The sequence below is a fragment of the Streptomyces sp. NPDC001781 genome (assembly GCF_053596035.1).
The window spans coordinates 1-2,015 of sequence record NZ_JBSFFI010000085.1; the positions used below are offsets into that span (position 1 = coordinate 1).

2 protein-coding genes are annotated in these 2,015 nt (G+C 71.4%); both read left to right on the forward strand.

What is annotated here, in order from left to right; all coding sequences use genetic code 11:
- Positions 1 to 260 precede the first annotated feature (260 nt).
- Positions 261 to 1,625, forward strand: coding sequence for a terminase large subunit domain-containing protein (locus ACWCV3_RS28785; RefSeq protein WP_451230257.1), 1,365 nt, complete (start codon positions 261 to 263; stop codon positions 1,623 to 1,625).
- Positions 1,626 to 1,635: 10 nt separating this feature from the next.
- Positions 1,636 to 1,890 carry a hypothetical protein gene (locus ACWCV3_RS28790; RefSeq protein WP_451230259.1) on the forward strand — a complete coding sequence of 85 codons (255 nt, stop codon included), beginning with the start codon at positions 1,636 to 1,638 and terminating at the stop codon, positions 1,888 to 1,890.
- Positions 1,891 to 2,015 lie beyond the last annotated feature (125 nt).

A 2,015-nucleotide genomic window follows, 5' to 3' on the forward strand; every position in this document is an offset into this window, starting at 1 on the left:
TGTTCGCGGCGAACACGGACCGGGTCCACGACGCGAACCTGATCTTCCCCGGCCAGGTTCTGCGCGTCCCGGACAACAACGGCGAAGCCGCGTGACGCGCCCGCGCAAACCCTGTGCAGTGCACCGGAGCTGATGTAGCGTCGGCACCGGCCACCTCACAGGCCGAAACGGGCCCCGTCCTTCCTGCACCCCCGTAGCTGTGGACGGGGCCCACCCTTGCTCCGGAAACCGCGCGCCGCAGGGCGTCGCACAATGGCCGGATGGCAGACGCGGGGCTGAGGAGCAGGGCGGCGGAGAAGCTGCTGATGCACGCGCGCACGCTCACCGAGCCGCGCTGGACGCCGCTGCCGCACCAGATCCCGCCGGACCCCGGCTTCTACGGCTGGCTGCTCATGGCGGGCCGTGGCGCCGGGAAGACGGACGCGTGCGCGCGGTACATCCACGAGCACGTCTACGGCCCGCCGTGCCTGCCCGGCCCGGTCCCGCACTGGATCGGCATCATTGCGCCCACCCACGGCGACGCGGCCACGTCCTGCTACGCCGGGCCGTCGGGCCTGCGGGCGCACAGTCCCGAGGCGAAGATGGCGACCGTCCAGGGCGGTACGGTCATCCGCTGGCCCAACGGCAGCGAGGCCAAGATTTTCGGCGCGCACAGCCCCGAGGACGTCGAACGCCTGCGGTCCGGCGGTAACCGGTGCGTCGCGTGGATGGAGGAGCTGGCCGCCTGGCGCTACCTGGACCAGACGTGGGACCAGATCCGCTTCGGCCTGCGCGCCGGCCCGCGCCCGCACTGGGTGGCGTCCACGACGCCGAAGCCCCGGTCGCTGATCAAGAAGCTGATGGCCGGCGACGTGGACAACGTGGTCGTGACCCGGGGCACCACCTACGACAACCCGCACCTGCCCGAGGACATCCGCGAGGCCCTGGAGGACGCGTACGGCGGGACGCAGATCGGCCGGCAGGAGTTGTACGCCGAGGTCATCGACCAGGACGAGAACGCGCTGTGGAACCGGGCCATGCTGGACGCCACGCGGGTGCGTCCGGGGGCGACGCCGCACCTGGTGAAGAAGACGGTGGGGGTCGACCCGTCGGGCGGCCGGGGCGAGCAGGGCATCGTCGTGGTGGGCAAGGCGCTGCTGCCGCGCGAGCACGAGGACGTGCGCCGGCGGGTGGAACTGGCCCACGGCTTCGTGCTCGCCGACCGTACGTGCCGCCTGTCCCCGGACGGCTGGGGCCGTCGCGCGGTGCAGGCGGCCGTCGACCACGAGGCGGACGACATCTGCGTGGAAGTGAACTTCGGCGGGGACATGGCGGTGAACACGATTCGGGCGGCGGCCGATGCCATGGGGATCAGCATCCCGATCAAGACGGTACGCGCCACGCGGGGCAAGAAGGTGCGCGCGGAGCCGGTGTCGGCGCTGACCGAGCAGGGCCGTTGGCACCTCGCGGGGAACTTCGAGGAGCTGGAGGACCAGCTCTGCACCTGGTACGAGGAGCTGGACTGGTCGCCGGACCGGCTGGACGCGATGGTCTGGCCGGGCTTCCACCAACGGATCGTGAAGGCCGCGATGGCGGGCACGGCGACAGCAGGCGGCCTCGCGGCGGCCACGAGGACCATCGGGTGAGGAGACACGTGTGGACGACGAACTGCTGACCGCCATCGCCGGGGAGCTGCGCGCCCACGGCATCTACCATCCGCAGGCCGTGCTCGATGTGGCGGCCGTCGCGGTGCGCATCCTCGGCCGTGACCGGTGCGTGTGCCGCCAGTCCGTCCACCTCCAGCACCACGAGACGCCGGTGGACCGCTGCCCCTGGTGCCACCCGGCGAAGGTCCCGGGGCGGCGCAGGCGGCGCCGCATGGAGACCGTGCCGACCGGGGACCTGCTCTGAGGGGTTGCGCGGTTGTCTCAGCCATGGTTTAATTAATTCATCGGGACGGAAGCCCCAACAGACCAAGGAACGAGGAACCGGCCATGAGCGAGCAGACCGAGCGTAGGCCGTACGACGCGAAGCAC

What these genes read in the sequence shown, in the direction of transcription:
- ACWCV3_RS28785 (WP_451230257.1), top strand. Translation starts at nt 261, where the DNA reads ATGGCAGACGCGGGGCTGAGGAGCAGGGCGGCGGAGAAGCTGCTGATG.